The 6,547-nt window shown below is 71.5% G+C and carries 6 protein-coding genes; 3 read left to right on the forward strand and 3 right to left on the reverse strand.

The window, feature by feature from the left end; translation table 11 throughout:
* Positions 1-126: 126 nt before the first annotated feature.
* Entirely contained in the window at positions 127-909 is a 783-nt protein-coding gene (locus tag ACFV9G_RS29545) for a siderophore-interacting protein (protein ID WP_378733003.1), read from the reverse strand.
* A 50-nt stretch (positions 910-959) separates the two neighbouring features.
* The gene (locus ACFV9G_RS29550; RefSeq protein WP_378733005.1) at positions 960-1,664 is read right to left on the reverse strand and encodes a hypothetical protein; all 705 of its coding nucleotides are present in this window, start codon (positions 1,662-1,664) and stop codon (positions 960-962) included.
* Between the two features lie 307 nt (positions 1,665-1,971).
* Here ACFV9G_RS29550 and ACFV9G_RS29555 point away from each other — a divergent pair, with 307 nt between their 5' ends.
* From ACFV9G_RS29555 to ACFV9G_RS29565, 3 genes are read left to right on the forward strand one after another with little or no spacing between them, the layout of a single operon-like run.
* Entirely contained in the window at positions 1,972-3,390 is a 1,419-nt protein-coding gene (locus ACFV9G_RS29555) for a polysaccharide biosynthesis tyrosine autokinase (protein WP_378733007.1), read from the forward strand.
* 2 nt (positions 3,391-3,392) lie between these two features.
* On the forward strand, positions 3,393-4,766 hold the full coding sequence (locus ACFV9G_RS29560; RefSeq protein ID WP_378733009.1) for a hypothetical protein: 1,374 nt from the start codon (positions 3,393-3,395) through the stop codon (positions 4,764-4,766).
* Positions 4,759-5,769, forward strand: a complete 1,011-nt coding sequence (locus ACFV9G_RS29565) for an acyltransferase family protein (protein WP_378733011.1) — start codon at positions 4,759-4,761, stop codon at positions 5,767-5,769. The genes ACFV9G_RS29560 and ACFV9G_RS29565 overlap by 8 nt, the downstream gene beginning before the upstream one ends.
* Here ACFV9G_RS29565 and ACFV9G_RS29570 read toward each other — a convergent pair.
* Positions 5,745-6,547 (reverse strand): glycosyltransferase family 2 protein (locus ACFV9G_RS29570; RefSeq protein WP_378733013.1); only part of this gene is annotated, 803 nt, incomplete at its 5' end. The genes ACFV9G_RS29565 and ACFV9G_RS29570 overlap by 25 nt on opposite strands.

Here is a 6,547-nt window from a genome sequence, read left to right on the forward strand (position 1 = left end):
GCCGCGCCCCTCGCTGGGGGGGGGTCCCCCCGCGCGGGGCGCGCCCTCCCGACCCCGCTGGCGGGGCCACCTCACTCCGTCGCATAGCGGCTCCGGCGGCTCGACCAGCGGGGGTGGCTGCTCGGGTCAGGCAGACTCGGCCTCGGCGAGCTGGCGCTTCCAGTCGCGGAAGGTCTCCTCGGTGCGGCCGCGGCGCCAGTAGCCGGAGATGGAGACGTCGGCCTTCGGGACGCCGCGCTCCTTGAGGAGGTAGGGGCGGATGCCGTGCATGGTGACCGCGGCCTCCCCGTGGACGAAGGCGTGGACGCGGCCGTCGAGCCACTTCAGGTCGCGGATGGCGGTGACGAGCGGCTGCTCGTGGCCCTCGGCGTCCTCGGCGGCGTGGTGGGTGTGGCCGCCGGTGACCAGCCAGGTCACCTCGACGCCGTCGGGGTGGTCGAGGGGCTGCTCGTGGCCGGGCGCCGGGATGTCGATGACGGCGTAGCCGCGGGCGTCGGCGGGGAGCGCGGCCAGGGCCGCGCGGATGGCGGGCAGGGCGGTCTCGTCACCGGCGATCAAGTGCCAGTCGGCCTCGGGGTCGGGCGAGTAGGCGCCGCCCGGGCCGCGAGCCGCGAGGGTGTCGCCGGGCTGGGCCGCGGCGGCCCAGGGACCGGCGTACCCCTCGGTGCCGTGGACGACGAAGTCGATGTCGAGGGTGCCGTCCTCGACCGAGGGGTTGAGAGCGGTATAGGTGCGCACCACCGCGTCGTCCCCTTGAGGAAAGACGAGCTTCACGTAGCGGTCGGTGAAGACGCTCGACGAGAAGGCACTCAGGTCCTCGGAGCGGAAGCTCACCCGGATCATCGTCGGACTCAACCGCTCGGTGGCGGTGACGACGAGGATGGTCTCAGGCTTGGCGGGACGGCTCATGTAGGCAACCCTAACTTGCCCTCAAATGGGCTGCAGTGAACCGGGCGCGGTCAACCCGCCGACCGGGTGGAGTGCGTGGACCGGGGCTGGGTGGACTCGGCAGGGGGCGCGGGCGAGGGGATGGCGGAAGCGGGACGCTGGGGCTTGGCGACCAGCGACAGGCTCGGCTCGAGCACCCGCAGCAGCGCCTCGACGTGGCCACGGGCCTCGGTCACCAGCCGCCGGGCCTCGCGCGGGGACCGCTTCCGCAGGTCCTGGAGGTCGTCGTCGGCCGGCCGCCGGACCCGCCGCCGGGCCTTCTCCAGCGGCGCGAGCTGGACGAGCGTACGCAGCCGGGTGGCCGCATCCGCCTCCGAACCCCCGTGGCCGCCCAGAGCCGTGCGTCCCAACAGGTCGCCGAGCGCGGCGATCTCGATGAGCGTGAAGGTGCGCTTGACCGCGGAGGGCACCAGCCGGGCGACCTCGCTGCGGTGCGAGCGTTCGGCGGTGATGATCAGGTCGGCGCTCTCGATGTCGCCGACGTCGAGCGGATAGGCCTGATGCCTGGTCAGCCGGACCCCGGCGAGAGCGACCTCTGAGGCGATCATCGGGTCCATGTCGTAGCCCTCGAGCGCCTCGCTGCCGGCCGAGATCACGGTGATGCCGTGGCGAGCGAGCCCACCAACCTGGCCGACGCCCTCACGGAGCATCGCCTCGATCGCCGGCGATCGTCGTACGTTCCCGGTGCAGACGACCAGGATCGTCGCGGTCTCCATCCCTGCCTACCTTCGAACAGTCGCCTGCCGATTCTCGAGCGCGGATCTCACATCCACGCGGCCAACCCCCCGAACGTGACGGACAGACATTACGCAATCGACGTACGGCTCCAGAAACCGACGGCAGATCAATCCCCCATTTGGGGGAACGAGTTGGGCACCCGGCCCTGTCATACCCGAAATCGGGTGAGGATGTGCGATGGCCCCGTGGACCTGCCTCGACGGCAGCACCCATTGCCTCGGGCTCCGCTTCGGCGGGTGAGCCACGGATGAGCTGCCCGGCCAAGACATCGGATGGAGTGACCTGTTGGACCTGCGCGATTACGTCGCTGCCCTGCGGAAGCGTTGGTACATCGTCGCGGTGCTCGCGATCATCGGTGCCGGCGCGGCCTTCGCGCAGGCGCACGCGAGCCCGCCGCAGTACCGCGCGCAGAGCACCGTCTTCGTCTCGATCGCGCGCGGCGCGACGACCCAGGAGCTGGTCCAGGGCTCGACCTTCACCCAGGACATCGTCCAGTCCTACGCCAAGCTGGCGACGATGCCGGTCGTGCTCGACCAGGTCATCTACGACCTCGACCTCGACACGACTCCGAAGGCGCTGGCCGAGGAGATCACCGCCGAGAACCCGCTCGACACCGTGATCATCGAGATCGACGCGGTGGCCACCACCAGCTCCGGCGCCTCCGACCTCTCCAACGCGGTCGCCGACGAGCTCACCACCACGATCACCAACCTCTCCCCCAGCTCCAACAAGAAGTCCGCGGTCGAGGTGACGGTGGTCGCCCGCGCCGACCCGCCCCAGGAGGCGTTCGCACCGCGTACGCGGCTGGCCGCTCTGGTCGGCTTCGCCGGCGGCTTCGGGCTCGGTGTCGCCATCGCGGTGGTCCGTGCCCTGCTCGACACCCGGGTCAGGACCGCGGCCGAGCTCGAGCAGCTCACCGACATGGGGCTCCTGGGGGCGATCCCCCGGCGCCGGGGCCAGCGGCGCTCGCGTGGCGCGGTGACCGCCATCGACCCGCACAACGTCGCGGCTGAGGCCTATCGGAGGCTGCAGACCAATCTGCAGTTCCTCGACGCCTCCTCGAGGGTCCGCTCGATGGTGGTGACCTCCTCGATCGGCGGCGAGGGCAAGTCGACCACCTCGATCAACCTGGCCCTGGCGATCGCGGAGCAGGGCCAGCGGGTGCTGCTCGTCGACGCCGACATGCGCCGTCCGGCCGTCGCCGACTACTGCGGCATCGAGGGCGCGGCCGGGCTGACCACGGTGCTGATCGGGAAGGCCGAGCTCCACGACGTCGTCCAGATCTGGGGAGACGCCAACCTGCACGTGCTCACCATGGGTGAGATCCCGCCCAACCCCGCGCAGCTGATCGGCTCGCCGCGGATGGCCGACCTGCTCGCGGAGGCGCGGGACGCCTACGACGTGGTCATCCTCGACTCCCCGCCGCTGCTCCCGGTCGCCGACGGCGCGATCCTGTCCCGGCTGACCGACGGTGCCCTGGTCGTCGCCAACTGCCGTACGATCCACCGCCCGCAGGTGCTCGAGGCCATCGACAGCCTCGAAGCCGTCGACGCCCGGTGCCTCGGCATCGTCGCCAACCAGGTCCGGGACACCGCCGCCCACACCTACTACGGCCAGCCCGAGCAGGGCTGGTTCGCCCGTCTGTTCGCCCGTTTCGCACGTCCCCAGGCACAGCAGCACGGCTACCCGGCCGCCGGGAGCTGAGCGTGGCCGTCGCGACGGCGGTCCGGGTCCGCACCCAGCGCACCCGGCGCACGCAGCGCGCCGAGCGCACCGGCTGGGAGGTGCTGACCGCTCTCCTGGCGGGGACGGCCGCATTCCTCGCCGGCACCGACGTCGATCTGGTCCGGGGCCTGACCGTGGGCGGACTGGTGGGTACCGCCCTGGCGCCGGTCTGGATCCGGGAGGCGAGCCGCTATCGCGGTGCGGCGTTGGGCGGCGTACTCCTTCTCGCCTGCCTCATCTCAGCGCTGGCGCTCGCCACCTGGCGCTCGGCGACCCACCCGACGACCGAGGCCGGCGTGCTGTTCGAGCTGGTTCCGGTCGTGTCGACCGCGATGTGCGTCGGGGCGCTGCTGTGGGGGCAGCGCGTGCTCTCGCCGGGGATCGTTGTGTGCCTCTACGCCCTCGGCTCCTTCATGACTTCCACGATGGGGTCCAGGTTCGCCGAGGACCCGTGGCGGTTCGGGTTCTCGATGCCCGCGACGATGTTGCTGCTGGGAGCCTGCATGCTCATCCGGCGGCGTCCCCGGAAGCGGCTCCTCGCCGACATGGTCGCGCTCGGGGCGCTCACCGCGGTCACCGCACTGTCCGGGGCAAGATCGATGAGCGCGTTCCTGATCATGACCGCGGTGCTGCTGCTGTGGCAGCACCGGCCGCGGACGGCGAAGCGGACCACCTCGGCGCTGCTCTCGCTGGTACTGGTGGGCGCGCTGGGGCTCGGGCTCTACCGATCCCTGGAGGGCGCTGCCCTGGACGGCTACCTCGGCCAGTCGGCCCAGCAGCGCACCGAGGAGCAGACCCAGGCGGCCGGGTCGCTCATCCTCGGCGGCCGACCCGAGATCGGCGCAGCGGTCGCGCTGATGCTGCACGAGCCGCTCGGCTACGGCGCCGGCATCATGGCCACCTCGACCGACATGCAGGTCGCGAAGCAGGGCATGTCTCGCCTGGGCTATGACCCGGACAACGGCTACGTCGAGCACTACATGTTCGGCACCCGGATCGAGGTGCACTCGCTGATCGGCGACCTGTGGATCTGGTTCGGGTTGGCCGGGCTGGTGCTGTCGGGGTGGCTGCTGTGGCTCGCCACCTCCTACCTGGGCCGGAGCATGTCCCACCGCACCGGCACCGCGCTCGGCATCTTCCTCGCCCTGCAGCTCGGCTGGAACCTCTTCTTCGGCCCGATCATCAGCTCGCTCCCGCCGCTCGCGCTCGCGCTCGGGGTCTTTCTGCTGCAGCGCAAGGACGACGTCCCGGCTCCGTCGACGCCGAAGCCACAACCGCGGCCATCACGGCGGCCCGGCCGTCAGGGGCAACGCGCTCGCCGCCGCTACCTCGCCGGAGGACCCCAGCGTGCGTGAAGGCTGGATCGACTCCGCGCGAGGCCTGGCGATCATCTTGGTGGTGCTCTTCCACGCCGTGATCAACCTCGACCTGGTCGGCCTCGCCGGCCCCTGGTCGCGGCTGGCCTACCCGTTCGACACGTTCCGGATGCCACTGTTCTTCTTCCTCGCCGGACTCCTCGCCCCCTCGCTGCTCGCCCGCCCGCTGCGGCAGGTGCTGCGCACCCGGTGCCTCACCCTGATCTACCTGTACGTCCTGTGGTGCCTGCTCCTCGTCGCCTTCCGCGCGCTCCTGCCCCACTCCCCACCCGGTGGGTTCGCGGCGGTCGCGCGGGTGCTGGTCGAGCCCAACGTCTACCTGTGGTTCCTCTATACGCTGTGCCTGTTCACGCTCATGGGATGGCTGACCCGACGACTGCCCGCGTGGCTCGTCGTCGGGACCGCATTGGCGTGCTCCGCGGTCTTCGCCGCCGGACTCGTCTCCACCGGCGACGTCCCCTGGGACAAGACGTTCCGCTACTGGTTCTTCTTCGTGCTGGCCTCCCGCACGGCACCTGCGGTGCGCTCGGTCGTGCCGCGGATGCGGACCGTTCACGTGGTCGGGCTCGGGGTGGCGTACGTGGTCGTGCTGGGGTTCTTCCTCTACGTCGCCGACGACCGGGTCATCTTCGTCCGGCCGATGCTCGGGCTGCTCGCGGTGGCAGCCGGCTGCGGTCTCGGGGTGATGATCGCCCGGGTGCCTGCCCTCGGTCTCGTACGCCACCTCGGCACCCGCACGCTGCCGATCTACGTCGTCCACGCCTTCCCGATCACCGCCGCCGCGGCCCTGCTCGCCGGACGTGACACCGACTGGCCCCCGGGAACCGACCTGATCGCCGTGCCCCTCCTGACCCTCGCCGCGATCCTGCTCGCGCTGCGTCTGGACCGGCTGGTCACCGGCCACGTCCACGGGATCTTCGACCTCCCGTTCCCCCGCCGAGTCGGCGAGTCAACGGGTCAGCGGGCGTACTCGGTGACGTAGGAGCCCCAGGCACCACGGAGCATGCCGACGCCGCGGAGCAGGGTGCGGGTGCCGCGGGCGTGGTGAGCCGATGAGCCGGTGAGCCGACCGATGACGAGGCGGGCGGAGCCACCCAGGACACGGACGAGGCCGCGGGCGGTGGCGCGCAGCCGGACGAGCTGACGACGGCCGGAGGGGGCGAGGTAGACCTGCACGCGGGAGTCGGAGTTGCCGATGCGGGAGGCCCGAGCACGCACCCAGGACGGGGTCGCGCGGTCGGCGGGCACCAGGTCGTGGACCGGCGCCTCGTCGCACCACACGATCCGGCCGCCGGCAGCCGACAGCGTGCGGGTGAAGACGGTGTCGGAGCCGCCGGAGAGGCCGAAGCCGAGGTCGAAGCGGAGCTCGCCGACCCGCGCCATGTCGAGAAGGAGGTTGTTGGTCGCGGCGGTGGTGACGACGGTGCCGGTGGAGTGCCTCAGCCGCTGGAAGAAGCCACCTGCCGTGATCCAGGGATCCGGGTCAGCGTCGAACGTGGAGACGACCGGGCCGACGACGGCAGCGGCACCGGTCTCCTCCCAGCACGCCAGCAGCGTGGGCAACCACTTCTCCGAGGGCTGCTCGTCGTCGTCGATGAAGACGACGACCGCCTCGGGCCCGGCCTCGGCCAGAGCCCGGTTGCGGGCAGCGGCGATGCCGGGAGTCGGCTCGTGGACGTAGACGACGCGTACGTCCCCTCCGGCCGCCTCCGCGACCGCGGACGCAGCGCTCGGCTGCTCGTCGTTGTCCACGACGAGCC

The organism is Nocardioides sp. NPDC059952 (assembly GCF_042730435.1).
Taxonomy (GTDB): Bacteria; Actinomycetota; Actinomycetes; order Propionibacteriales; family Nocardioidaceae; genus Nocardioides.